Below are 26,034 nucleotides of genomic sequence, written 5' to 3' on the forward strand. Positions count from 1 at the left end.
GCCGATGAAATCCACCTTCACCGAAAAAATATTCTATACCGTTAATTATCTCATCCTGTTCCTGATCGCCATGACGTGCCTGCTGCCGCTTGTCCATCTGGCATCCTTGTCGCTGAGCGACTCGCATGCGGTCCTCTCGGGCCGCGTCACCCTCTGGCCGGTGGGCTGGACGCTCGAATCGTATCAGATGCTGTGGGAGGGCACACGGATCGTTGAGGCCTTCGGCAACTCGCTGATCATTACCGTCGTCGGGGTCATCCTCTCGATGATCTGCACCATTCTGACGGCCTATCCGCTCTCCCGCCGGTATTTCTTCGGGAGACGGTGGTTCCTCCTCGCGGCGGTGTTCACGATGCTGTTCGCCGGCGGCACGATCCCGACGTATCTCGTCATCAAGGAGCTGGGGCTCGTCAACAACTACGGCGCCCTCTGGCTGCCCGCCCTGGTGAATACGTACAACATGCTCGTGCTGCGGACGTTCTTCGAGAACATTCCGGAGGAGCTCGAAGATGCGGCCCGGATGGACGGCTGCGGCGAGTGGCGCATGCTGATCGGGATGATGCTGCCGCTGTCGCTGCCGGCGCTGGCCACGCTGACGCTCTTCTACGGCGTGGGGTTCTGGAATTCGTTTCTCAGCGTACTGATTTACATTAATGAGACCGACAAGTATAATCTCACCGTACTCGTGCAGCAGATGATCCGAAAGCAGTCGCTGCTGCAGGAGCTGGTATCCGTCCAGCCGGAGGATGCCGCCAATCTTACGCCGGAGGGTATCAAGGCCGCCGGTGTCATGGTCTTGATCATCCCCATGATGATCGTGTATCCCTTCCTGCAGAAATACTTCGTGAAAGGCGTCATGCTGGGGTCGATCAAGGGGTAGCCGGAGCTTGCGAATAGAAGAGAGAGGGTGCTGTGCAAGTGAAACGTATCGGTAAAAAGGTTGTTGCCTCCTTGATCGCCTCCCTGTCCATGGGGCTGCTGCTTGCGGCCTGCACGGACAGCGACCAGAAGCCGAAGGAGGCGGTGGACGATCCGTCGAAGCCGCCGGCCAAGCAGGATATCTCCGTCACGATCTATGACAAAGGGGCGGTCCCGAAGGCGGAGGGTACGGTAGAGAGCAACCGCTGGACGAAGTGGATCAACGAGAAGGGGCCGGCGAACGTGAAGTTCGTGGCGGTGCCGCGGTGGGAGTCGCAGGAGAAGCTGAACGTGCTCTTCTCTTCGGCCAGCGCGCCCGATCTCATTTTCGAATATGCGCCCCATATCAAGAATCCGATCTACGACCAGAAGCAGATGATGCCGATCGACGAGCTCATTGAGAAGCACAGCACGGAATACAAGAAGCTGCTCGCGGACAATCCGGCCCTCCGCAAGGTCGGCATGAAGGCGGACGGCAAGCTCTATGAGTTCGCGCGCCTCTCCGAGGTCGTGCCGATCCATGCGATCCTGATCCGCGAGGATTGGCTGCAGAAGCTGAACCTGCAGGCGCCGAAGACCACCGAAGAGCTGTACCAGGTGGCGAAAGCGTTCGCCGAGAAGGATCCGGACGGCAACGGCAAGAAGGACACCTACGGCATGGCGATCTCCTTCCAGTCGGGGTATGTCGTCGACCAGATCTTCCAGGCCACCCGGTGGGTTGTGACCGACGGCAAGCTCGTCCGCAACTGGGAGAACTTCCGCCACATGGCCGAGTTCAAGAAGCGTCTGTTCGATGAAGGCATCGTCGACCGCGATTACCTCAATGACAAGAACGGGGCCAAGGCCAAGCAGGACTTTATCAACGGCAAGATCGGCATCTATCCGCTGCAGATCAGCTGGCCGAGTTTCACCAACGGCGAGCTGGCGGGCCTGAAGAAGAACGTGCCGGACGCCAAAGTGGCTCCGATCGCCTATCCGAAGAGCCCGGCGGGCGAATTCAATCCGGCCTTCACGAATCCGGTCCAGGCAACGGCCTTCGTTAACCGGGCCGCCAAACACCCGGAGGCGGTGATGAAGTACGTCGACTTCCTGGTGAAGCAGGATACGGCGAAGACGCTGAAATACGGCATCGAGAACGAGCACTGGAAGGTGGGGCCGACGGGCTGCCCGGTGCCGATCGATCCGGAGAAGTCGAAGAATGAAGTGAACTGGACGGCCGATTACCAGATGCTCTCCTCGGGCATCCTCGATGAGAAGTGCGGCAAGACCGTGTCCACCTTCAACAGCGAGGTTCCGATTCAGAAGGAAGGACTGGAGCTTTACCAGAAGGCGCTGGCGATCTACTTGGATCTCTCCAAGCCTTATGTGGAGCTGACCCATCCGGAGCATATGCCGCAGCTGCCCAAGGACATCAACGTCATCTCCGACAGCATGACGAAGCCGATCGACGATATCTGGGTGAAGGCGGTGCTGGGCGGCAAGGAGTATACACCTGAGCAGGCCATGAAGGATGCGCAGGATACGTGGAACAAAGGGAACGGCAAGAAAGTCGAGGACTGGTTCCTGAACTGGTATGAGAAAGACCGCGATAAAGCCTTTTTGGCCAAAGACATCTATGACATCATGAAGAAACAGCATAACCTCAAATAAGCACACGGACTTCCAGGCGGCCCCCGCGACAAGCAGCGGGGGCTTGGTCCACCTCCCCCCCAGGATTCGCAGCTCCTTCGTACACCAACATCCCCTACTCACCCGACTTGATGTCCATATCACTGGCGTAGAGACGCGTATATAGACGGGGCGTTTCCGGGCAGCCGGGGCGCTTCCATACCAGCTGCGGAGCAACAGACAGACAAACAGCACTCGATTCTGGCGGTTCCACATCACTCTATTCAGGAGGGAAGCGCGATGAATCTTCGAAGAGGTTTGTTGATGTTGTGCCTGTGGTCACTGATGTTCTCCACTTTCACGGGATGGGCCCCGCAGGGCGGGGTACAGGCGGCAGAGCCCGCCGCATCCGTATTGAACGACGAGTTTCAGAGCTGGAGCCTCACCCATGAGCACTCCCCGACCCTGACGCTCGAGAGCGCCGGCACAGGGGGCTTCGATCCGACCCGGGTGAAGCGCAGCGCGGCTTACAAGGAATTCATCACCTACAAAACGGCGGAGCCGCTGCAGTCCTTTGCGGTCTACGGGTATTACCATCCGCAGGGAAAGCCGTACGATCATCCGCTGTTCTATGTATCGCCGAACGGAACCGACTATACGAAGGTAACCCCCGGACTGATCGAGCTTGGCGGGTATTTCCCGCTGATCATCTATGAGCTGGAGGGGCTTCCTGCAGGCAGCGTGTATCTGAAGATCGAATACACCGGGGGGCTGATCGTCCGCTCGCCCCTGATCGGCAGGGTGGTGCTGAACGGACCGTCCGTCGTGGTGCCGGGCATGCCTCCGGGAGAAGTGTCCGCGGGTTCGAAGCTGACACTCTCGTCCACGGCCGGCGCGTCCATTTTTTACACGACCGATGGAAGCGACCCCAGGACCTCCCCTGCAAAAAAGCTTTATACAGATGGGATCGGGCTGAGCGGAATCTCTTTGCTGAAAGCTTATTCACAGTTTGGGACGAATACGGCTTCGGCCAGTGCCGTGAATACGTTCCGCTATATCGTCAAAGGCACGCAGGACCGCGTCGTACCGGTAACCGAGGACGTCTATGTGGATGGTACGGTGCCGGATACCAATCGGGGAACCGAGCCGCTGCTCTTCATGAAGGCGCTCAAGAACCGCGAAGCCTATCTGAAGTTCGACCTGTCGAAGGTGGATGCGGGAACACAGAAGGTATACCTGAACCTGTACGGCCAGACGTACGATTCGTCCCAGGCTCCAGCGAGGCTGAAGCTCTACGGCGTGGACAGCAGCTGGTCGGAAGGGACGATGACCTACAATACGAAGCCGCTGCCCACTCCGGCTCCCGCGGGGGCCGAGATCGGCGAAGCCGTATGGCCGTATGAGCCAAGCGGATGGATGTCCATTGACATTACGGGATATATCAAAGGGCAGAAGGCTCTGGGCAAAACCACGGCGAGTGTGGGGATCGTGAACACCACCGACGGGGCAGCCTATGTGAACGCCAAAGAGGCCGGGGGGAATGCGCCTTACCTGCTGCTCGTTCAGGGACAGCCGGGGACAGGACCCGGAGAGGAGCCTGTGAACCTGCCGGGGCTCGTGGACCCGCTGGATACGTTCGAGCATGTGATGGCCCGCACGAATATGCGGACCGAAGGGGCCGATGCCCAGTATCTCGGCGGAGACCTGAAGCGGGCGACACGTTCGACGACGGCGCTCGGGTCGCTCACCTACAAGACGGCCTATGATATTCAATCCTTTGCCATCCACAGCTATTTCTTCATGGGCGTGGCGGTCGATCCGCTGAAAGTGTATGCATCACCGAACGGCACCTCATTCACGGAAGTGGTGCTCCAGCCGTACAAGAGCGGTGCGCCGGTCTCCAACTGGCAGATGTTCGTCTATGAAGCCAAGGGACTGCCTGCAGGCACCCGATATCTCAAGATTGAGGTAAAGGGCGATGTCAAAGCCTGGACACCGCAGATCGGCAAGGTCATCCTGAACAAGAATGTCATGTCGGTCTTGGCCGTGCCTGATCACGGAACCGTTGTCGGCCAGCCGATATCCGTGACGCTGTCGACTCCGACGTCAGGAGCTCAAATCTTCTACAAGCTGAATGCGGAGACGGAAGCGAGGCCTTATACGGGAGCGATCAGCGTTCAGGACTCGACGACGCTTCATGCGTTCGCTATAAAGAACGGCCTGGAAGCAAGCGCGCCGCGCTCGTATGTCTACCGTTCGAAGGCGGATTGGGTCGTGGATAAGTACGGGCAGATGAACTCGGCGGATTTCCCTGAGAAGGTGAAGACCGATGACGAGCTCCGTGCCGATCTGGCCGCAGACAAGGCTTACTATGACGGACTGCAGGCGCCGAACTGGGATGCCTACGGCGGACTCGTCGGCAGTAAAGAGACGTATGGCCTTCAGGCCAAGGGCTACTATAACGTTCAGACGGCGGCGGACGGCCGCAAGATCCTGGTCACACCGCTGGGCACGGCCTTCTTCAGCGTAGGGATCAACGGCATTTCGCCGAACGACACGTATACGATGGTGACCGGACGCGAAGAGATCTTCGAATGGCTGCCGGATTACGCAAACACCGAGTACAAGTCAGCCTTCATGGGTACCAAAGACTACTTCTCCTACTACCTTGCGAACTATATCAAGAAGACGGGGACGCCCTACACGTCGGAGGCGTTCTATCAGACCAGCTGGGCGCGGATGAAAAAGTGGGGCTTCAACAGCGCGGGAGGCTGGTCGCCTACGCCGCTGTCGGAGCAGTTCAAGGTACCGTACTTCCCGTTCCTGCCGCTTGGCAGCCTGGAATGGGCGAAGATTGAGGGTGTCAAGATCTTCGATATCTTCGCGGACGGCGCGGAGGCCAAGCTGGAAGCGGCACTGGAGCCGGTGCTGACGCCGAACAAGAACAATCCGCTCATCGTCGGTTATTTCCTAGGCAATGAGAACCACTACCAGAAGATCGCTCCGGAGATTCCGAAGCTGAAGGGCAGCGTGGTGGCGGCCAAACGCAGACTCGTACAGATGCTGCAGGAAAAGTACGGGACGATCGAGGCGTTCAATACCGCCTGGAACGGCACCTACGGCAGCTTCGCCGAGCTGAACGACGCTGTGCTCTATGTCGATTCGCAGCAGGCGCAGTATGATGTCGACGATTTCGTGAAGCTGTATCTCGATACGTATTACGGCACGATTGCCCGGGTCTTCCGCAAGTATGACCCGAATCATCTGCTGCTCGGCGACCGCTGGCTCACGATCCCGATGAACAATGCGAAACTGCGCGGATTCATGGCCGAAGCGGCCGGACGCCATATGGATGTTATCTCGATGAACCACTATGCCAAGAATCTCAATGTGACGATGCTGGGTGAAGTGCATGCCAAATCGGGAGGCAAGCCGCTCATCCTGACGGAGAACGGTTTCGGCACGATGGAGCAGGGCCTCGGTTCTCCGCTTCTTGTCGCCGACCAGAATGAACGGCAGCTGCGGTACCGGACTTATGTGGAAGGGGCGGCCTCGCTCGGGTATGTGGTGGGGGCGCACTGGTTCACGTATCTGGACCAGGCGGCTACGGGCCGTTGGTCCGAGGCGGATGACGGCGAGCATTATAACTTCGGCCTCGTGAACGTGGCCGACCGCCCGTACAAGACGTTCCTGCAGGGCGTCATGGCCACGAACCATGACATCTACAGCGTGATGCTCGGCCGCAAGGAGCCGTTCCGCTACGACTTCGGCGATGCTCCCCGGCAGCCCGGCAATAACACGATGGCGATTCCGTACACGCCGGTGCCGGTGCCGATCGACGGCGAAGTAAACGGCTTCCCGGCCGGGGCTCCGAAGTTCGTGCTGGATGAGGCGCAGCGTGTGGTCGGCACCGACGGAGCGGGCATGTCGGGCGAATATACCTTGGCCTGGGATAACACGAACCTGTACGTGACGGCGTCGATCACCGATCCGACTCCGATGCGCAACCAGTACACCGACATGAACGTATGGCGCGGGGACGGCGTGGAGCTCTTCTTCGGACCCGGCGACCTGACGACGCCGGGCGACCCGCTCTTCAACGACCGGCAGCTGATCATGAGCGCCCAGCCGACGGCCGAAGGGCAGCCGTTCTGGTACTGGTTCAACACGAGCCGTCAGAAGGCCGTGAACATGGCCGTCAAAGCGAGGAGCGGCGGGTATGTGATCGAAGCCGCGATCCCGTGGGAGACGGTGAACATGCAGGCGTCGGAGGGACTTCAGTTCCTCTTCGACCTCGGCTTCGACGACAGCGAGGACGGGGAGAACCGCAAGCGGCAGTGGATGTGGAACGGCACGAACACGAACTCCACCGAGCGCAGCAACTGGGGCAAGGCCACGCTGGTGAAGCCGTAAGGCGAAGGCAGCGTGGGTTGGACCGCTGACGTTCAGAGGCGGCAGGATCATAAGGAAAGCAAAGGGCAGTCCCTGCGGGGACTGCCCTTTGCCGCTTGGATGCCGATGCATTCCGCGCTGTAGAATGCGCTTGGATGTGCGCGGTGATCCGATGGTCAGACCGCAGCGGCCGTGGAGCTTGGGAAGGCGGGGAATAGACCGGCCCGGTGGCCGGCCGTGCGCTGTCTCCTGTAATCACTGGTAAGCGATTGCCCAGCCGGACAGGGGAGGGAGACGTAATCCGAGGGCTCCGATTGTGTTCGTCCGAGGAGAGGCCCCCCTATCTAGACGTCATGGCTGTTGTCCGCATCCCCCTCCACATAAGACAGAAGCTGCTCCTGCAGCCGGATGACGGCGGAGGACCGCAGACTGAAGACCGTGACGTTCTCGCCGACAACATGGGCCCGGAGCAGGCCTGCACAGCGCAGATTGGAGATGTGCTCGTGCGTGATGCCCTTGGACAGGCCGACGTGCCGGAGAATGTCCGTGAACGAGCGGGGGCCGCCGCTGACATAGCGGAGAATGCGCAGACGGCTCCGTTCGCCGAGACTGCGCAGAGTCCGGTACAGGGGAGGAGAAGGCCCATCGTCGGGCTGAGGCGCATGCAGATCGGCCGGATACTGGCAGAGCAGCAGACCGCCTCCATAGAGATAGAAGACGTTGCCCGGCTGGAAGTGGTACTGCGGCGTCAGTACGAGCTGCCGGATCCCGCCGTCTTCCTCGAACCGCAGGCCGTTCGTCAGCTCCTCGGCGAGTTCGGCCGGCGGCAGCGTGCCGAGGAGCGCGCGGTGCTGGCCGGCGGCTTGCTCCAGGCGGACGAGCATGTCCTGATCAAAGCCGGCGAAATACTGCTCGTACCAGGGCCGCAGCAGCCCGGCGAGCCATTGCTGCAGCCCGGCCAGGTCACCGGTGACGGCAGGCAGCCGGGGGGCGAGCAGCTCGTACATGTCTCCGGGGGAGAGCTCTTCGAGCCAGTCGAGGAAGGACGCCGGTCCACCCCGGCCCGGGTACAGGTGAGCGAGAAGATAGACGAAGCGCCACTCGGGGCGGAGCTCCGAAGCGTCGAGATGGGACCGGAAGCCGGGGCTGAGGCGATCCCGGACACCTGCATGCCAATCGGCACCGAGGTCAATCCGTTTGTGCCAGATCCGGCACAGGTACGTGTGCAGGCTGTTGATCAGTTCATAGGTGGGTGCGAACTTGATGTCGATCGGCGTGCTCATGGGCGATATCCTTCCTTTGGGGGCCCGAAGCCAAGAGCGGGACCCAAAATGCTTAGGTCAAGTCTAGCAGGAAAGATCAGGCCCTTCAATAAGCGGCCCCGCACTGCAGGGGCCTCGACCGGCCTCAGGGGCCTGCCCTGCCGGCTGGAGATCAAACGAAATGGCACGCTGCGAATCGCTCTTCCACCACCTGCCGGTAGGCCGGCTCTTCCTCTCGACACCGGGGCATGACGTATGGGCAGCGGGTGTGGAACTTGCAGCCGGGCGGCGGTGCGGCCGGCGAGGGGATATCCCCTCTCAGCACAATGCGTTCCCTCCGCGCTGCCGGATCGGGCACCGGCACCGCGGAGAGCAGAGCCCGGGTGTAGGGATGCAGCGGCCGGGTGAAGAGCTCGTCGCGGGGGGCCAGCTCGACGAGGGAGCCCAGGTACATGACACCGACCCGGTCGCAGAGATGCTCCACCACGCTGAGGTCATGCGAGATGAAGAGGTAGGTCAGGCTGCGGCTCTCCCGCAGATCGCTGAACAAGTTGATGATCTGGGCTTGTATGGAGACGTCCAGAGCGGAGACCGGCTCGTCGGCCACGAGCAGCTCCGGCCGGAGCGCCATAGCCCGGGCGATGCCGATCCGCTGGCGCTGCCCCCCGGAGAATTCATGGGGGTAGCGGTCCATCTGGCCGGGCGGCAGGCCGCACAGCTCCATCACTTCCGCCACCCGGCTGCGGACCTCCTGCCGGGTCGCCCGGCCGTGCTCGAGCAGGGCTTCCCCGATCGCGTCGCCGATGCGCAGCCTGGGGCTGAGCGAGCTGTACGGATCCTGGAAGATCATCTGCAGCTCCGGCCGAAGGCGCCGCAGTTCTTCCTTCGGGAGGGCATACAGATCCCTCCCTTTGTAGAACACCCCGCCGGACGTTTTCTCCGTCAGACGGAGGATCGTGCGGCCGGCTGTGCTCTTGCCGCTGCCCGATTCACCGACGAGTCCGAACGCCTCGCCCCGCCGCAGCGTGAGGGAAAGGCCATCCACCGCCTTCACGTGGCCGACGGTGCGTCCGAGGAAGCCGCCGGTGACCGGGAAGTGCGTCTTCAGGTCTCTGACATCCAAGAGGCTGCCGCCGTCCGTGGAGCCGACCGGTGCACCGGTATGCGGGTGCAGGGAACTCCGGTTCATGGGGCGCTCACCTCCCGCCCGTACAGCCAGCAGGCCGCCTCATGGCCGTCCGCGATCGGCAGAAGCTCCGGCTGCCGGCTGCGGCAGAGGTCCGAAGCCTGCGGGCAGCGGTCGCTGAAGTGGCAGAAATCTCCGAGCCCGGCCAGGCTCGGGACCTGGCCGGGAATCGTATAGAGCCGGGGCTCGCGCCGGTGGAGCACCGGCTTGGCCCGGAGCAGCCCCTGGGTGTACGGGTGCTGCGGATGGCGGAACAGCTCCAGCACAGGGGCCTGCTCTACGATCCGGCCGGCGTACATCACCACTACGTGGTCGGCCATTTCGGCAACGACCCCGAGGTCATGGGTGATGAGCAGGATGGAGGTGCCCCGCTCCTCCTTGATGCGCCGCAGCAGGTCCAGGATCTGTGCCTGGATCGTAACGTCGAGCGCCGTTGTCGGCTCATCGGCAATGAGCAGGCGCGGATGGCAGGAGAGTGCCATGGCGATCATGATCCGCTGCAGCATCCCCCCGCTGAGCTCATGGGGATAGCTGGCATAGACCGCCTCCGGCCGGGCGATGCCGACCAGGCGGATGAGGTCGAGTGCCTCCAGCCGTGCGGCCCTGCGGGAGACGGGGCGGTGCTCGAGGATCGGCTCCGTCAGCTGCTCGCCGATCGTCAGGACCGGATGCAGCGAGGTCATCGGCTCTTGGAAGATCATCGCAATTTCATTGCCGCGGATCCGCCGGATGTCATTCGGAGCGGCCTGCAGCAGATCCCTGCCGCCGAAGAGGATCTCCCCGCCGGCGATGCGGCCGTGAGGCCCCTGGATCAGCTGCAGAATGGAGAGAGCGGTGACGCTCTTGCCGCAGCCGGACTCCCCGACGATGCACACCGTTTCGCCTTCCCGGACGGTAAGGCTTACATCGTTGACCGCTTTGACGATGCCTTCCTCCGTGGCGAAGTGGGTATGGAGGTGACGGATCTCCAGCAGGGGCGGCTCTTCCCGCAGCGGCAGGTTCTTTGTCTCGTTCCGGGTTGTCATCAGAGCTTCACCTTCTTTTTCGTTTGGGGTCAAGCGCGTCGCGGAGGCCGTCGCCCAGCAGATTGATCGAAATGACCGTTACGAAGATGGCCAATCCCGGCGGGACCCACAGCCATGGACGCCGCTGGAAGTCGATGAGCGAATTCGCCGCATCGATCATATTGCCCCAGGAGGGGGTCGGCGGAACGACGCCGAGGCCGAAATAGCTCAGCGTCGATTCGCCGATGATGGCACCGCCGACGCGCAGTGTAGCCGCCACGAGCAGCAGCGGCATGATATTCGGCAGCAGGTGCTTGAAGAGCTTGCGCCGGTCTCGCAGGCCCAGCGCTTCCGCAGCCAGCATGAACGGCCGTTCGCGGAGGCTGAGAACTTCACTGCGCACCATGCGGGCCAGTCCCGGCCAGCCTACCAGGCTGAGCAGCAGCATCACGATGTAGAGCCGGTAGTCGGCGGGCACCTTCAGCTCTGAGAGCACGGCGGCCATGATGAAGAGCAGCGGCAGCTCGGGAATGGTCATGAGCACGTCGGCTGTGCGCATCACGACCTGGTCCACACCCCGGCGGTAGTAGCCGGCGGCAATCCCGAGCGCAGCACCGATCACGACGGACAGCGTCATGGAAGCGAGCCCTACGGTGATCGAGATGCGGCCGGCCTGCATCAGACGGGTCAGGATATCGCGTCCGAGCTGGTCGGTGCCGAGCCAGTGACTTGCACTGGGCGGTGCCTTGATCTGCCCCGTGTTGACGAGTCCGGAGCTGTAAGGGGAGAAGAGCGGACCGAGGAGACAGAAAAGCGCGATGAAGATCAGAAACCCGCAACCGAGCATAGCCATACGGTTGCTCCGCAGCCGGTGCAGCGACTGTCTCCACAGGGAGGCAGCCGGTACGGAGAGTGGCTCGGGCGCAGGGGGGAGGCCGGCTTTGTTTGGGGCGGAAGGGAATAGCAGTGCCATGGATTCCTCCTACTTCATGTTTCCTATTTGAGCCGGATCCGGGGATCGGCGAGGCGGTACAGCAGATCCGCGATCAGATTGCTGACGACGGTCAGCGCGGCGATGAACATCGTAAATCCCATGAGGACGGGATAATCCCTCACCGCGAAGGCCTGCATATAGACCGACCCGATCCCGGGCCAATTGAAGACTTTCTCCGTAATGATGGCGCCCCCGAAGAGGGCGGGAATCTCAAAGCCCATCAGCGTGATAGCCGGCAGCAGAGCGCTGCGGAGCGCGTGCTTGCAGAGGACCGTGCGCTCCTTAAGGCCCTTGGCCCGTGCGGTCCGTACAAAATCCTGCCGGATGACTTCCAGCAGGTTCGTGCGGAAGTAGCGGGTCAGCGAGCCGACGCTGAGCAGCGCGAGCACGACGACGGGGAGGAACATGTGGTCGGCCACCTCCAGCGCGTAGGCAAGTCCGGTGCTGCGGCTTCCCGTGGTGATCATGCCTCCGGGCGGAAGCCAGCCGAGGTCGACGGCGAAGATCTTGATCGCGAGCAGGCCGATGAAGAAGGCAGGCAGCGACATCGCTCCGAAGACGAACAGCGTGACGAGGGCATCGAACCAGGAGTGCTGCCGGACCGCAGAGAGAAGACCGACCGCGATGGCCGCCGCCCAGGTAAGCACAAGGGAGGCGAACGCGATCAGGAACGAGTTGCCGATAAAATGAAAAATCAGTGATGTGACCGGCTTCTGGTGCTGCAGCGAGAAGCCGAGGTCCCCCTTCACTGCCTGCCCGAGCCAGGTGAAATACCGCGCCACGAGCGGCTTGTCAAGCCCGTACAGTGCCTTGAGCTCGAGCTTGCGAGCCTCCGTCAGCTTCGGGCTCGAATCCACGAAGTCGCCGGGCGTCAAGGCATACAGGGCGAAGATAAGCAGTGAGGCCCCGAGCAGCGTTACGACAATGTAGAACAGCCGGTTAAGCAGGTACGATGGCATGGGCGGTCAAGCTCCTTCCCGGCTACTTGATCTCCAGATTCGGGAGAGAGGAGGACAGGCCGGTATAGCCGTTCGGCCGGAAGCCTTCCACCCGGGCATTATGGGCCGAGAGGATCTTGCGGTAGGCGAGGAAGATGAACGGCGGATCCTCGGCGATCTCCTTGTACAGCTCGGCGTAAGCCGCTTTGCGGGCCGCAAGGTCGAGCGTGGCGGTCCCTTTCTCGATCAACTCGTCAACCTTCGGATTGGAATAGCCGTTCGTGCCTGTGAAGCTGCCGCCCGCCTTCGAGGAGAACTGGTTCACTCCGTCGGAAGGATCGGGAAGCAGCGTCGTTGAGAAGGAAGCGAGGTCATGGTCTCCCTTGGTGGTGCGGGCGAGCAGCGCATTGTAGTCCATCAGCTCGGATTCGAGCTGGATGCCGAGCGCCTTGTAATTCTCTTTGGCGATCGGAATCAGAATATCGCTCACCGCCCCCTTCGTTGTGAAGTAGCGGACAATGAGCTTCTGGCCGTCCTTCTCGCGGACCCCGTCGGCTCCCGGCTTCCAGCCGGCCTCATCGAGAAGCTTCTTCGCCTTCTCGGGATCATACGGATAAGGATTGATGCCTTCCTCCGTGTAGGCCCAGGAGACCGGTGATACCGGTACGTTCGCGATCTGGGCATACCCCTGATAGGCGGCCTGGACGGTCTTCGCGCGGTCAAGACCGTAGACGAACGCCTGGCGCACCCGTTTGTCCTTGAACGGGGCTTTGCTGTGATTGAATTTGATATAGCTGTAAGCCGTGGAGGTATAGATATTGATATTCGCATAGCCGAGCTGCTTCAGGAGATCCAGATTGTCCGGATTCGCGGTGAAAGAGCTGTAATCCGTCTCGCCGGTCTGGAAGAACTGTGTCGCGTCCCCTTCGGTCGTCTTGTAGATAAAATGCCCGACCTTCGGCTTGCCCCCGTAGTAGTGTTCATTGGCGGTAAACCGCACTTCCTGGCCGGGGATGTATTGGTCGTATTTGTACGGGCCGGTCGCCAGGGGCTTGGCGTGCAGCGATTTGAGGTAATCGAGCTGCCCCGGGGCGTAGTTCTTGCCGTAATAAGCCTTCGAGAGCGGCTGTCCGCCAAGGAGCAGCAGTGAGCGGGCGTTGACCTTCTCTGTCGTGATGCGGATCGTGAGGGGATCGATAACCTGAATGCCCTCGATCGCATCCGCCTTGCCTTCCTTGTAGGCTTGACCTCCTTTGATATGGGTTTCGGTCAGATCGGTCTCGCCGTCGTAGGCCTTGTCATGCAGGAGGGTCAGGGTGAAAGCGACGTCTTCGGCGGTCAGCGGAGAACCGTCACTGAATTTGAGATTGGGGCGGAGATAGTATGTATAGACAAGACCGTCGGGACTGATCTCCCACTTCTCGGCGAGATCGGGAACCGGCTTGCCGTTCTCGTCGATATTAACCAACGGTGAAAACATCACCGAGGTGACATTACCGTCGTAGCCGTTCTGGTAAAAATACGGGTTGAACACGCCGCCGGGCTCCGTCAGCGAAACGACGACGGTGTCGGTCCGTGCCGTCGCGGCGGCGGGGGATTTGGATTTGTCGGACGCCGGAATAACGGCATCTTTGACGATCTCCGGCTGGGCGCTGCTCCCTGCGGGCTGCTGTGCGGCCGGGACATCGGTGCCGCCGGATTCCGGGGCGGTGCAGCCGGTCAATAGGGCGGTCACCGTCATGACGGCCAGTGCGGTTTTCCATGGCTGGGGTTTCACTGATATCTCTCCTGTTCATTAGCAAGAATTTATGAACCTCATAATTCAGATGGAATAACTAAGAATTTAATAATATACTGGTAGTATATGGGATGCCCATTAGTTTTGTAAAGGGAGAACTCTGATTTATTTCTTTCGATACCAAACTATGCGCAGGGCTGGGATTCAAGTGCGGATTCCCGTACCGGCGGTTCTTCAGCCGCCGTGTATGATATAATGGCGGCATGCGAAGGAGCGAACGACCCATGAATGTCAAAGAAGAATCCAGGCCGGGCGGGGCTTCACCGGAAGCCGCGGCCTGTCTCTATACGTATGCCTGCCACGAGGACGAGCTCGAGCTGTGCGGGCTGGAGCTCCGCGAGCTGTTCGGCTGCCCGGCCGAGGGCGGCTGGCTGCGTTCGCCCCGCGTGCTGGACCCGGGGCGCAGCCCGTTCCTGAAGCAGCGGCTTGACGTGCGCTTCGAGGCAGACAGCCTGCCGGCGCTGCTCGAACGGCTGCCGGAGCTGGAGCTCGGCGGCGGCACGTTCAAGGTCGTCTACGCCGAAGCGGGGCTCGGCGCCGACTACGGCGGGCAGCGCGCGCTGGAGCGCCAGGCCGGCGCCCGCATCCGCGGCCGGGCGGACATGCGCACGCCGCAGCACGTGCTCGGCCTCGCCTGCGCGGACGGCCGCTGGCTGCTCGGGCCCCTGCACCGCGCCGAGGCTCACTGGCTGCGGCATGCGCAGAAGCCGCAGAACTACTCCACCGCCCTCAGCACCCGCGTCGCCCGGGCGGTGGTGAACATCGCCGTGCCGGAAGGGGCCGGACGGCGGCTGATCGACCCGTGCTGCGGCATGGGCACGGTGCTGGTCGAAGCGCTGTCGATGGGCATCGACAGCGAGGGCTGCGACATCAACCCGCTGGCCGTGCGCGGAGCGCGGGCGAACCTGCGCCACTTCGGCTTCGCGGAATCGGCGGTCCGGCTTGCCGACATGACGGGCGTGGCGGGGAGGTACGACGCGGCCGTCCTCGACCTGCCGTACAACCTATGCTCGAAGCTCTCGGCCGAGGAGCAGGCGGGGCTGCTGTCGGGGGCCCGGCGGCTGGCGGAGCGGGCCGTCATTGTCGCGACGGAGGAGATCGGGGCGGAGATTGCCGCCGCAGGCTTCCGCATCGCGGGGCACGCCGTGCTCCGGAAGGGCTCGTTCAGCAGGCAGGTGTACCTCGGTCTCTAAGGGGCCGGATGCATTTCGTATGTTTCCGGGTAAAAACGGTTATAACTGCTTCTATCCGCAACGTGCGAAGGAGGTACCCCCTATGAACGGATTCTGGCATGATCTCCGGCATCACCCGACCCTGCTCGGCGCGTTCCTGCTGGGGATCGGAACGATCGGCATGCTCGACGGGATCATCTTCCACCAGCTGCTGCAGTGGCACAGCGTCAATATGCATACGGACCGGCAGCATCAGATTATAAGCGACGGCCTCTTCCATCTCGCGGTGACGGTGGTCATGGTCTGGGGCGCGGTGGTTCTGTGGAACAGCGGCCGGGCAGACGAACCCGGCGCGAGGAAGCTTTTCCTCTCGGGCCTGTTCACCGGCGCCGGACTGTTCAACTTCGTGGAAGGCATCATCAACCATCATGTGCTGCAGCTTCATCATGTGCATCCGGGGGATTACCAGACCGCTTATGACCTGGCTTATGACGCCTCGGGGCTGCTTCTGCTGCTTGTCGGCCTGGTGCTCTACCGGGGCTCGCAGAGCCGAGCCAGATAAGGAATCCGGCTTTTGGCCTGCCCGCGGCAGGTTCGGGGACCGCTTGTCTTCTCAGGGAGACAGCGGTCCTTTTTTATGCCGCGTGAGCCTGTTCTTTCGAAATCGGTGCCGTTCCTGCGAGGTGTGGCGGAGCAACAAATTTGGGAATATCCGCTAGAAATCGAGGGAGGAATTTGGCGAATGATGTCGAATAAAAAATACGATTACTATTAAGCGAATACGATTATTACTAAGCGAAACTTACGATTACTACTAAGCGAAACTCCGGAGGGACCCCATTGATTCTTCAAGTGCTGATCGAAGATCTGGTGCTGGTCATCGGCCTGTTACTTATCACCATGTTTCTGTTCCCGCGTTCTTCCTTTCGCATGACCGTGCGGCAGCGCATCTCCGTTGGTCTGCTTCAAGGGCTGTTCGGGATTCTCTTTATTCATTTCGGCTATCCGGTGACGGAGCATATCGTGCTCGATTACCGGCAGCTGACCCTCATGACGGCCGCCCACTTCGGCGGCTTCACCGGAGCGCTGACGGCCGGTCTGCTGATCGGGGGGTTCCGCTTCTGGGAAGCGGGAGGCGATCCCGGGGCCATGCAGGCTGCCCTCTATACGTTCCTTGCCGCAGCGGGGGCCGGGGGATCGCCCATTACATACGCACCTGCCTGCGCAGGTGGGTATCGATGACGGTTTATTTTGCAGCGGTGACGGCCGGGGCCCTGCTCCTGATCCTGCAGCCGCAGGAATACGGCATCCTTCCGTACTATACTTCACTGCTGCTCGGAGGCTCGCTCTTCGCCGCGCTGGTGTATACCGTAATCCAGGGCACGATTCTGCGGCTGAATGTCAATCGCACGATTGCCGCGCTGATGAAGGAATTCGAACGCGCAGATCACGGGGATATCCACCGGAAGGCGCTGCAGGAGATCATCGATCTGCTGGAATGCGATTACGGCAGTCTGCTAACCGTAGACCGCGGCGGCTACAAGATGGTCACGCTGCGGGACAACGGGGTGATGTCCGAAACGGCCTGCAGGGTAACGGATATCGATACGGAGTCCGTGGAGATTGTCCGCCGCCGGGAGCCGCTGCTCTTTCCGAACTGGAACCGGCGCAGGCCGTCCGGCGGGCTTGACCAGCATCTGTATGCGCAGGGGATGCGTTCTTCACTCCATCTGCCGGTCTTGTATCAAGGGCAGGTGATCGCCGTAATCAACGCGGGTTCGCGCCGGGCGGACCACTTCTCGCGCAAGCATCTGCTCCAGCTGGAGCAGACGGCGCCGATCTTCTCCTTCGGCCTGTCGCACATCAATGCCGAGAACATGTACCGGGCGGTGTCCCAGACAGGCCAGGAAGCCATTATTCTGGCGGACGGCGAGATGCGGATTCTCGAGTGGAATCCGGGAGCCGAACGGATCTACGGCTATACGCGCCGGGAAGCGCTGGGTCAGCCCTTATCGCTCATCATCCCGCACCTGTGCCTCGAGTCGTTTGCCGCACAGGAGGCGGCGGCTGGCCAGGCTGAGCCGGTTCCCGGCGGGACGCTCGAGCTGGAGGGGCTGCACCGCGACGGGCATACGTTTCCCATTGAAATTTCCTTCACCCGGTGGCAGGCAGGGACGCTGTTCTTTTACAGCAGCATTATCCGGGATATCACCCGCCGCAAAAAGACGGAGGCGCAGATTCTCGACTCGGAGAACCGCTTCCGAGCCTTGTTCGAGAACGCAAGCGATATGATTCTGCTCGGGGATTTTCACAACGCCGTGGGTCTCATTCTGGAAGCCAACGATGTCGCCTGCCGGAAGCTTGGGTATACGAAGAACGAGCTTAGAGGTATGACGGGAGCGGAGCTGGGTGTGGGGGATGAGCATTTCAACGCGGAGTATGCCAAGATCATCCGGCTGCTGAAGGAGGAAGGCTCAGCTACCTTCGAGTGGCGCCTCAAGGCGAAGAACGGGGAGGTGATCCTGTGCGAGTGCAGCACGAAGATCATCGAACTCGGCGGACGGAAGGCTTCGCTCAACATGCTGCGGGATATCTCCGACCGCAAACGGGCCGAGGAGGAGCTGAGGAACAGCGAGGCCCGATACCGCCGGCTGGTCGAGCTGTCTCCCGAGCTGATTGCCGTCCATACGGACGGCAAGGTGGTGTTCATCAACCAGTCGGGGGCCCGGATGCTCGGGGCGGCCTCTCCCGAGGAGCTCATCGGCCGGAGCATTATGGACTTCGTTCATCCGGAATATCACGAGGTGGTGGGGAGCCGGACCCGGCAGATGTACGACAACGGCACTCCCGTAGAATTGCTGGAGGAAAAGCTCGTGGGCGTCGACGGCCGGATCATCGACGTGCTTATGCAGGGAACCGATATCCGGTACAAAGGAAAGGCATCGGCCATGGTGATGGCGCTCGACCTGACGGAACGCCGGCGCGCTGAATTGTCGCTGAAGGAGACGGAGGACCGGTTCCGCAAGCTTATCGAGCTCTCGCCGGATGCCGTCTGCGTATACCAGGAGGGGCGGATTGTGTTCGCGAACGCCCGTGCCGCCGCCATCTTCGGACTCAGCGGTCCGGCCGAGGTGGTCGGCAGCCCGACGGAGCGATTCCTTCATCCGAAGCACTATGACAAAGAGCTGCTGCTGGCCAAAGAACTGTATCACAAGAACGGGATTCTTCCTCATCTCGAGCTGACTTATTTGACCGCGCAGGGTGCCGAGGTGATGGTGGAGGTCTCGATCTCCTCGATCCTCGACGGCGGCAAACCGGCGATCTTCACCTCGTTCCGGGATATCTCGGAACGCAAGGCGGCCGAGCAGAAGCTGCAGGAGACCAACCGCAAGCTCCAGGAGGCCAACCGGCAGCTTCAGCAGCTGTCCAGCCGCGACGGGCTCACGGGTATTCCGAACCGCCGCAGCTTCGACGAGGCGTATGCCCGTGCCTGGGAAGAAGCGGCTAGGGGCTCCAAGCCGCTCTCGGTGATCCTGTGCGACATCGACTTCTTCAAAGCGTACAACGATACGTACGGGCACCAGGGCGGCGACGCCTGCCTGCGGGCCGTAGCCGGCATCTTCGAAGCGGCGGCTGCGGGAAGCGGCCAATTGGCGGCGCGTTACGGGGGCGAGGAGTTCGTCATCCTGCTGCCCGGGAGCGGGGTGGAGGAGGCCCGTGCCGCGGCCGAAGCCGTACGGGCGAAGGTAGAGCAGGCCGGCATTCCGCATAAGGCCTCCAAGGCGGGCGGCTGCGTGACCCTCAGCGCGGGGATCGCCACCGTGATTCCGCACCCGCTGGTGCAGCCCGGCGATCTCATCGGGCAGGCGGACAAGGCGCTCTACAGGGCGAAGCTGCAGGGCCGCAACCGCGTGGCAGCCTACGGGGACGCCGCAGGGACCGGGAGATCCTAAGCTTCGGCGCGGTCTGGCGGCGGGACTGCAGGGAATACAGGAAGGGCACCGGTATGCAGCCGGTGTCCTTCTTGCTGCACGGGCACAGCGGCCGCTTCGCGGTGCGGGAGCGTCTTCCCATTCATTACATCCTATGGAGACCAGAGTCGATTCCGGCAGCTTAAGTCGATTCGCGGGAAGTTTATGTCTTTGTCTCCTTCTGGTACGATGAGATGAGGACAGAAAATGATTTGAATGCAGAGATGATTTCCTGGAGGAATAAACATTTTAGTGGAGCGTCAGGATAGGGGGCGGCGGTATGCTGCAGTATTTCAGGGACGTGTATACCTCGTGGATCGATTATCCGCTGCGTGAGGGCAGGCGGCTTGGCGGGCGGTACGAAATCGTCCGCTTCCTGGGTATGGGGAGCTACGGGCTGACGTACCTGTGCCGGGACAGCCGGGAGGCTGGGGCCGAGGTGGTCGTGAAGATGGCGAAGCCGAGCAAAAAAGAGCTGGGCCGCCGTCTGCTGCAGCGGGAGCATGAGATCCTGAAAAAGCTTCAGCACCCCCGCATTCCGGCAGCCGGGGGCACCTTCGAGGAGCGCGGCAGGCTTTGTTTGGTAACCGAGTATATCGCGGGGGAGACGGTCGAGGATCTGATCTTCCGGGAGGAGCGAAGGTTCACCGAAGAGGTGTCCCTGTTATTCATGCGGGAGCTGCTCGAGATTGTGGCCTTCGTCCATGGACAGGGTTACGTGCACCTGGATGTCCGCATTCCGAATGTGATGGTGCGCGGCGGTGATATTCATCTCATCGACTTCGGTCTCGCCCGCCGGATCGGCGACACGGAGGGACAGGAGCCGTTCGAGAATGACGAGATGCGGCGTCGCCGTACCCCGGAGGCGCAGAGCGATCTGTATGCGGCAGGCCACTTCCTGCTCTTCCTGCTCTATTCCACCTACCGGGCCGATTGGAACAGCCCGGAGGCCGGCTGGGAGGAGGAGCTCACGGTGTCGGAGGGGACGCGGACGCTGATAAGGCGGCTCCTGCAGGAGGAGCCGCCTTATGCGGATGCCGTAATCTGTATGGCTGAGCTGGACCGGGTGCTGGGTGCTCTTCAGAGGTCATCCCCCTGAGAGCGCTCTATGCACGGATGATTAACTGGAGCTGCCATGTCTGTTCTTATAGTAGCGCTGGCCGTATCCCGAACCGTAGCGGTCGGACGATGAGCCGCGGCGCATCGGACGGTTGAAGCGGTGGGAACTGCTGTAGCGGCGGTTGCTGTGCTTGGAACCGGTGACGGAGTGCAGGATCTTTTGAAGCAGGTGTTTCAGCATAATGTAGAATCCCTCCCCAAGTGGTTGTTATGGGATACTTTACGCAGAAGAGCGCGGCAGGTTTCGGAAAGAGTCAGAGAATCGGTTCAGGTAAAGAGTGGAGGTCCCCTTATTGCTGCCCCTCAATCCTTATCCCACTCCCGGATTTCGCAGAGGATCAGGTAAATGATCCCCACGATCAGAGCCGTCCGGCTCCAGAACGTGAGGGTGCCGCTGGGCGTGCCTCCCGGGTAGATGGCGGCCGAGAGCTCATAGACACCGGTGAGGAAAGCCGACAGGGCGCAGAAGGCGACGCCGGCTCCGCGTTTGGTCATGGTGATTCCCTCCTTGGAAAATAAGGAAGCCCCGACGTCTTGGGATGTCGGGGCTTCGATGTTCAAGCGGATGGGATGACGCCGGATTACCAGCGCGGGTTCACGGGCGAATCCTGCAGCTCGGCGCGCACCTGCAGGTACTTGTAGAAGGCTGTGGCCGCCTGTGCCCGGGTCATCTCGGTCTTCGGCCGGAACTTGCCGTCCTCGAGCGTCATGATGCCGAGGCCGTTCACGAGCGCGACAGCGCCGGGATTAGCGGCCGCACCGTTCTCGAGATCCGTCGCCTGCAGGACGAAGAGGCCTTCGGTCTGCGCCAGCTTGCGGTAGCCCATGGCGCGGACGAGCAGCTCGGCCAGATCGGCGCGGGAGAGGGAGGCATCCGGCTGGAACGTGCCGCTGGTCCGGTCGATCAGGCCGCGGTCGGCGGCGTTCTCGACGTAAGCGAAGTACTTGGAGTCCTTCGCCACGTCCGCGAAGGAGGCCGCACGCTCGGCATAGGCTCCGGCGGAGAGCGGCATGTAGCCGCCGTTCACGGCCGCGAGCAGCATCTTCACCATCTCGCCGCGGGTGATGAGTCCGTCCGGCTGGACCTTGCCGTCCGTGACTTCGAGGGCGCCGTAATCGATCATGAGATTCAGCGCTTCCTCGGCCCAGTGGCCGGCAATGTCCGCAGGAGGCGCGGCGAACGGATCGACCGTGCGGCCGCTCTCGCGGCTGCGCCACTTGCCGGATTCCCCGTCCAGGAACAATTGCTGCTCGCGTTCGGTGAACTTCGGCACAAGGCCGTAGACCAGCCGGGTCTGCAGCTTCTCGCCGCCCGTAGGGGCGATCTCGCCGGCGGCGGCCATCACGTTGTATTTCTCCACCGGCATGCCGCCTGCACCATCATACCCGTACGGGGAAGGCTTGCCCTTGTAATCGATAACGTACTGCAGCTTGATGTCATATTGGCCGAGGAGCAGCTTCCGTGCTTCATCTTCCGCGATGACCTTCCGCGGCTCCGCCGGGTAAGGGATCGTGGAGAGATTGGAGTGGAACTCCTTGATCTCGCCTGTCTTGCGGTCGAGGCCGAGGCTGACCGATTCATATTCCGTCGGAATCCCGCCGACGATGCGCCGGTAGTTCACCGGGTAATACGGCATGGAGGCCAGCTTCGATGTCCACTCCGGTGAGGCTTCGTTCTGCGGATCGAGATAGAGCTCGTGCACATATGCCGGCAGAATCTCCCGCAGATGCTTCTCCGCGCGGCTCTTCAGCTCGTCGGAGGTAAGATCTGCTCCAGCTGTGTCCGTCGAGGCGGCCAGCGGCCGGAAATCGTTCGGCGAGAAAGCGAGAATCACGCCGGTGGAGCTGTCGACGGAGGCATAGATCATCGTGCCGCCGTTCTCGGGCGACCCGCCAACGGACCAACGTAGATCCCAGGCCGATGTCGTCCGGTTCGTCCGGGGATCGGTGTACTCCCGGTACGAGGCGTCCTCGAGCTTCGCTTCCTTCGGAAGAGTGAATTTCCCTGTGATGCGCTCCACCGCCTGTTCCTTGGTGAGCTTGAGCGGAGCGGACGGAAGCTCGGCGAGCGGCTTGTCGCTCAAAGGCACGGGCTTCACGGCAGGAGCAGGCTTGCCGCCGGAGAGGGTCAGGACTTCGCCTGTGGCGGCATCCACCATCAGCGGGTCCGCGGTGTAAGCAACGTAGAGCTGCTGCGCGCCGCTTTCGGCATTATAAGGCGTAACGTACTGCAGACGCGGGTTCGTCGCCTCCTGAAGCGTGTCCGCGGCCTTGTCAGCTGCAACAGGCGTGCCGGACGGTGCGAACGCAAGCGATTCGTCCCACTGCTTGGAGTAAGAGATAATCCGGCCGTCGCCGTCCACCGTGATGCGCACTTCATTGCCATAAAAAGGAATGCCGTTCACGCTGCGGACCCAGCGCAGGGGATATTGGGTTTCCCCGCTGAGCGGCTTGCGGAAATTCTTTTCGTCCTCAAGCGCATAAGTCAGCTGGCTCTGCTCCTTCGGAAGCATCTTGGCCAGGTGGGCCTCGGCGATCGTCTTGGCTTTGTCCAGGGACACCTGCGGAGGGAAGGAAGGCTTGCGGTCCGGATCGCCGTCATAGATCTGGTAGGAGAGCAGCCCGCCGTTATTGGAATCTACCGTGACGCTGATGCTGCCATAATATCCCTTGGCGTCCTGCTTCACGAAGGACAGATGCCAGGCGCCGCGGGCGCTGCCGCCGGAGAACGGGGTGACTTGGTAATTGACGCTCTGGAGCTTGTAGTCGGTAGGAATGGTGACGTAGGTGCCGGCAAGCTCAATGGCGCGCTCCCGGGAGACTGCCGTATTCACGGGAGCGTCGCTTGCGGCTGGCAGCGCTTCCTTGGCCGGTGCCGACGGTCCGGCGGCCGGCAGAAGGACGGCTGATGTTTGTTTGGACGCCGCATCGGGGGTCATGGCCGCCAGGGGGGAGGCGGACGTCAGCAGAAGGGCGGTGGTGAGGCCGGCGATACCCCAAGGCTTGAAGAATGGCTTTTGCATAAGTGGATCCTCTCCGTATCGGTGGAATAGGTTGCTACGCACTAAACGCGGCCGATCCCCGGAAGGTTGCAGAGGTTCAAGAAAAATCATGAATCCAGAGGCCCAATTTCAGGAAGAAATAGATGCAAAAACCACATGAAGACACAGGTCGGCAGACATATGGGAAACCATGGCGTATTCCAATCCTTTTTTCCAGTACAGGTAGCCGAACCAGATCCCGAGCAGTCCGTTCAGGATGAGGATGCGGGCGACGATCACTCCGTTCAGCGTCCCGTACAGACCGGCCGCCGCGGGCAGATGTCCGATGCCGAACAGCAGGGTCGAGAGGAGAATGGCGCACCAGAAGTACCCGGAGGGAATTCGTGCCCCGGTCCGGCCTGTAATCTTGGAGAGCAGCCATACGATCAGGGTCATTGCAAAAAGACGCAGCAGGAGCTCCTCCGTGATGCCTCCGTAGAACATGGCGAGCAGGCCCTGCCACCAGGCGGGACGGGGAATCGGATCCGCTTGGGGCGCCTCAATGGCCGGGGTGAACACGTACGCATCGAGCAGCGCAATGAGGAGACAGCCGATCAGGCTGCCTGCGATGCCGATGGCCATCCAGGACCGGGAGACGGGCGGCTGGGGTGTCCGGGAGACCCATGCCCGCAGGTACGGCAGGTCCAGGAGTGTCCGCTCCTGCAGCTTGAGAGCGGCGGCGGTGAGGATGAAGAGGAGGACGGCCTGCTGGACCACGCCCAAAGCGAGCGCGGCGGGAAGAGGAAGACCGCCGGTGTCGGGCAGTTTCCCGCCGAGCAGGGCGAGCTGATACGGCAGGATGGCGGCCGCCCCGATCGTGCCAAGGAGGGTCAGGAGGAGCGTCAGAGGCAGGTTCTGTCTCATGCGCGCCCCCGGGAGTGATAAAAAGTGACGGCGAGGGTAAGCCCCATGACGGCGATGAGGACGAACAGGAAGCCGAAGGCGGTGGTGCCTTCCGGAAGCAGCAGGCAGGCCAGCATGAGCAGGCCGCCGATGAACCAGATTTTCCCGGCCGTGCGGTGGGTGCGGCGCCAATTCTCTTCGCTCGCCAGAGTCCAGGGCGTCCGGATTCCGATATACCGGTTCGGCTGAAAGCGCGGCATATAGTTGCCCAGGATCAGGAAGACGATGCCCATGAGGATGGTGACATACTTGGCCATGTCGAACTCATAGCCCACGGCGTACAGGATGATCGCGATATGGGCGCCGAACAGGAGGCCGATGGAGGTCTCGCGTACGAGGGTCTGGGCGGACAAGGTGCGGGCGTCGGACGGGTTCACGGGGACCAGCAGGGCTGCCGCCATCAGCAGAAGCATGAATAAAGGCGCTGTGGCCAGTGCCCAGAATTTGGTCATGAAGCCGTCCGGTGTGCCGTCGAAGCGGAAATGAACCGCCATCTGGTCGGGCATGTACGGATAGGCATAGAAGCTCAGGGCGACGGCAAGAATGAACAGGGTAAGGCTGGGCAAATAATGTTTCATGTAGGATCCTTCCTTTCCTTGGAGGCTGGGGCTGTCCGTTCCTCTGCGGGCAGAGGGAAGGCGAGCAGCCATTTCATGAGTTCCTGAAACACGGTCAGGTTCAGCGAATAGACGATGTGCTGCCCCCTGCGCTCGTCCCAGACAAGCTCCGCCTGCTTGAGCAGGTTCAGATGGTGGGAGATGCTCGGCTTCGACATGTCGAACTTGTCGGCGATCTCGCCGGCGGTCATGTCGCGTTCCTTGAGCAGATCGAGGATTTGCCGCCGGGTCGGGTCCGACAGGGCCTTGAAGGTATGATTGAGCGCCAGGATGGTTCACCTCTTTCTGTGGAGCATGGTGGTCTGTTGATTGATTATATATTTAGAAAATTATCTAAATGTTTAATTCAAGTAAACCACAAGGGGATGCCGGCGTCAAGGGCTCATGAGGACTCAGGCTTGATCCGGCCGGGTCTGCTGGACCGGGGACGGAGCTCCGATAACGCACACCCCCCCAGGCCGGTGGTCGGAGGTTTTATACAAAATCTAAGAATCTATATCTCGCCTGGGGTCGATCCTGCGATCTTAAGCGCTTGATTCTACTGGAGGCCAAGTCCGTTTATGAAAATAGCGGAAGTGTGGTGCGTTATTTCCACTTTTTGATGGTTCCCACCAGAAATAAAGGAACTCAGATGCGTTATTGTAGGGATGGGTGCGGTTTTCAGGCCCGTATTCCCTTTATAAGGCATTTGAGTTCCGCTATTTTTCGGGAAATGGCGGGAAATATCTCAATAAGATACCTCGCTTCCGCTATTTTTAAACGAACGTTGGCGAGTCCTTCGGAAACGATCGGTCACCAAAAAACGGACCGCACACCTTCCGGCTCCAACTGCAGGATGTGGATCGAGGCAGTCCCTTGCAAGCGACTCTAGCTGAAACCATTCGTCCGGCAGGTGTACTCCCCGCACCCTGTCCCCGTATGGACCACGGTGAGGCAGGGATCCTGCCAGATCAGGTTGAAGAACGGTCTGAATTTATAAAATTTCAGGGTGGAGTAGAGAGTGACCAGCGTAGGATTGGCCCGCAGAGATCTTAAGGACGGCAACAGGCGTTTTTCTTAGGAACTTCTCGGTAACGATGCGGCTGACCGTGAACGGGCAGCCGGTATCCAC

20 protein-coding genes are annotated in these 26,034 nt (G+C 61.3%); 8 read left to right on the forward strand and 12 right to left on the reverse strand.

All coding sequences use genetic code 11. From position 1 onward, the window contains the following. The first annotated feature begins 4 nt into the window (after positions 1-4). The 3 genes from PM3016_RS01455 (at position 5) to PM3016_RS01465 (ending at position 6,939) form a co-directional block, all read left to right on the forward strand. Positions 5-880 (forward strand): carbohydrate ABC transporter permease, encoded by an 876-nt coding sequence (locus tag PM3016_RS01455; RefSeq protein ID WP_013914099.1) that lies wholly within the window; start codon positions 5-7, stop codon positions 878-880. 38 nt (positions 881-918) lie between these two features. After that, on the forward strand, positions 919-2,568 hold the full coding sequence (locus PM3016_RS01460) for a type 2 periplasmic-binding domain-containing protein (RefSeq protein ID WP_238540414.1): 1,650 nt from the start codon (positions 919-921) through the stop codon (positions 2,566-2,568). Between the two features lie 282 nt (positions 2,569-2,850). Further along, positions 2,851-6,939 (forward strand): CBM96 family carbohydrate-binding protein, encoded by a 4,089-nt coding sequence (locus PM3016_RS01465; RefSeq protein WP_041619012.1) that lies wholly within the window; start codon positions 2,851-2,853, stop codon positions 6,937-6,939. Between the two features lie 323 nt (positions 6,940-7,262). On the opposite strand, the gene PM3016_RS01470 is transcribed toward PM3016_RS01465, so the two are convergent. The 6 genes from PM3016_RS01470 to PM3016_RS01495 all read right to left on the reverse strand — a co-directional run bounded on the left by PM3016_RS01470 (position 7,263) and on the right by PM3016_RS01495 (position 14,079). Beyond that, on the reverse strand, positions 7,263-8,201 hold the full coding sequence (locus PM3016_RS01470; RefSeq protein WP_014368191.1) for an ArsR/SmtB family transcription factor: 939 nt from the start codon (positions 8,199-8,201) through the stop codon (positions 7,263-7,265). A gap of 151 nt (positions 8,202-8,352) precedes the next feature. Continuing rightward, on the reverse strand, positions 8,353-9,369 hold the full coding sequence (locus tag PM3016_RS01475) for an ABC transporter ATP-binding protein (protein ID WP_014368192.1): 1,017 nt from the start codon (positions 9,367-9,369) through the stop codon (positions 8,353-8,355). Next, positions 9,366-10,391, reverse strand: coding sequence for an ABC transporter ATP-binding protein (locus tag PM3016_RS01480; RefSeq protein ID WP_014368193.1), 1,026 nt, complete (start codon positions 10,389-10,391; stop codon positions 9,366-9,368). The genes PM3016_RS01475 and PM3016_RS01480 overlap by 4 nt, the downstream gene beginning before the upstream one ends. 7 nt (positions 10,392-10,398) lie before the next feature. After that, the gene (gene opp4C, locus PM3016_RS01485) at positions 10,399-11,343 is read right to left on the reverse strand and encodes an oligopeptide ABC transporter permease (protein ID WP_014368194.1); all 945 of its coding nucleotides are present in this window, start codon (positions 11,341-11,343) and stop codon (positions 10,399-10,401) included. Between the two features lie 23 nt (positions 11,344-11,366). Beyond that, on the reverse strand, positions 11,367-12,323 hold the full coding sequence (locus PM3016_RS01490; RefSeq protein WP_014368195.1) for an ABC transporter permease: 957 nt from the start codon (positions 12,321-12,323) through the stop codon (positions 11,367-11,369). A gap of 22 nt (positions 12,324-12,345) precedes the next feature. Next, positions 12,346-14,079, reverse strand: coding sequence for an ABC transporter substrate-binding protein (locus PM3016_RS01495; protein WP_014368196.1), 1,734 nt, complete (start codon positions 14,077-14,079; stop codon positions 12,346-12,348). Positions 14,080-14,324: 245 nt separating this feature from the next. Here PM3016_RS01495 and PM3016_RS01500 point away from each other — a divergent pair, with 245 nt between their 5' ends. The 5 genes from PM3016_RS01500 to PM3016_RS01515 all read left to right on the forward strand — a co-directional run bounded on the left by PM3016_RS01500 (position 14,325) and on the right by PM3016_RS01515 (position 20,342). Then, positions 14,325-15,293 carry a TRM11 family SAM-dependent methyltransferase gene (locus PM3016_RS01500; RefSeq protein ID WP_013914108.1) on the forward strand — a complete coding sequence of 323 codons (969 nt, stop codon included), beginning with the start codon at positions 14,325-14,327 and terminating at the stop codon, positions 15,291-15,293. 82 nt (positions 15,294-15,375) lie between these two features. Then, positions 15,376-15,834, forward strand: a complete 459-nt coding sequence (locus PM3016_RS01505; protein ID WP_013914109.1) for a DUF2243 domain-containing protein — start codon at positions 15,376-15,378, stop codon at positions 15,832-15,834. 278 nt (positions 15,835-16,112) lie between these two features. Continuing rightward, on the forward strand, positions 16,113-16,514 hold the full coding sequence (locus PM3016_RS39245; protein ID WP_238540415.1) for a LytS/YhcK type 5TM receptor domain-containing protein: 402 nt from the start codon (positions 16,113-16,115) through the stop codon (positions 16,512-16,514). After that, positions 16,511-19,225, forward strand: coding sequence for a PAS domain S-box protein (locus tag PM3016_RS01510; protein ID WP_238540416.1), 2,715 nt, complete (start codon positions 16,511-16,513; stop codon positions 19,223-19,225). Before PM3016_RS39245 ends, PM3016_RS01510 begins: the two co-directional genes overlap by 4 nt. Before the next feature lie 298 nt (positions 19,226-19,523). Beyond that, positions 19,524-20,342, forward strand: coding sequence for a serine/threonine protein kinase (locus PM3016_RS01515; RefSeq protein ID WP_014368197.1), 819 nt, complete (start codon positions 19,524-19,526; stop codon positions 20,340-20,342). 21 nt (positions 20,343-20,363) lie between these two features. Here PM3016_RS01515 and PM3016_RS01520 read toward each other — a convergent pair whose 3' ends face one another. The 6 genes from PM3016_RS01520 to PM3016_RS01545 form a co-directional block, all read right to left on the reverse strand. Further along, entirely contained in the window at positions 20,364-20,543 is a 180-nt protein-coding gene (locus PM3016_RS01520) for a hypothetical protein (protein WP_013914113.1), read from the reverse strand. Positions 20,544-20,665: 122 nt separating this feature from the next. Continuing rightward, on the reverse strand, positions 20,666-20,857 hold the full coding sequence (locus tag PM3016_RS01525) for a hypothetical protein (protein WP_014368198.1): 192 nt from the start codon (positions 20,855-20,857) through the stop codon (positions 20,666-20,668). Positions 20,858-20,943: 86 nt separating this feature from the next. Next, positions 20,944-23,385 (reverse strand): YcdB/YcdC domain-containing protein, encoded by a 2,442-nt coding sequence (locus PM3016_RS01530; RefSeq protein WP_014368199.1) that lies wholly within the window; start codon positions 23,383-23,385, stop codon positions 20,944-20,946. A 108-nt stretch (positions 23,386-23,493) separates the two neighbouring features. After that, entirely contained in the window at positions 23,494-24,267 is a 774-nt protein-coding gene (locus tag PM3016_RS01535) for a CPBP family intramembrane glutamic endopeptidase (protein ID WP_014368200.1), read from the reverse strand. Next, positions 24,264-24,884: an SdpI family protein gene (locus PM3016_RS01540; RefSeq protein ID WP_013914117.1), complete on the reverse strand. Its 621-nt coding sequence runs from the start codon at positions 24,882-24,884 to the stop codon at positions 24,264-24,266. Before PM3016_RS01540 ends, PM3016_RS01535 begins: the two co-directional genes overlap by 4 nt. Further along, on the reverse strand, positions 24,881-25,192 hold the full coding sequence (locus PM3016_RS01545; RefSeq protein WP_049819018.1) for an autorepressor SdpR family transcription factor: 312 nt from the start codon (positions 25,190-25,192) through the stop codon (positions 24,881-24,883). Before PM3016_RS01545 ends, PM3016_RS01540 begins: the two co-directional genes overlap by 4 nt. Positions 25,193-26,034: the final 842 nt, after the last annotated feature.

It is taken from the genome of Paenibacillus mucilaginosus 3016 (assembly GCF_000250655.1).
GTDB classification, from domain to species: Bacteria; Bacillota; Bacilli; order Paenibacillales; family NBRC-103111; genus Paenibacillus_G; species Paenibacillus_G mucilaginosus.